Source organism: Bartonella sp. AA81SXKL (assembly GCF_042196945.1).
Taxonomy (GTDB): Bacteria; Pseudomonadota; Alphaproteobacteria; order Rhizobiales; family Rhizobiaceae; genus Bartonella.
This window is the reverse complement of sequence record NZ_JBHIRH010000167.1, coordinates 546-828: the sequence shown is the minus strand read 5'-3', so window position 1 is coordinate 828 and position 283 is coordinate 546. Positions and strand designations below refer to the sequence as shown.

At 38.9% G+C, this 283-nt stretch carries 1 protein-coding gene; it reads left to right on the top strand.

Annotated features, from left to right (window positions below; genetic code table 11):
• Nucleotides 1-283: ERF family protein (locus tag ACFINZ_RS10345; protein WP_375701467.1), on the top strand; the 283-nt coding region annotated here is incomplete at both ends.

Below are 283 nucleotides of genomic sequence, written 5' to 3'. Positions count from 1 at the left end.
CAAAAAATACAAAAAAACGCTACAAATACCCATACCAATAGCCAATATGCTACGCTTGATCAGTACATTGATGCCATCAAGGAGACCCTTTCAAAATACCACTTTGCTTTGTTTTCTCGTATCAAGGAACAGAGTTCAGACAGCATAAGCGTAGAAATGACTTTGACGCATCCGTCTGGAAATAAAATAGCAACAGAAGGAAAATTTCCTCATGATACGAAAGGATGTAAATCAAACATACAAGCGGGTGGCTCTGCTATCACCTATGCACGCAGATATCTTT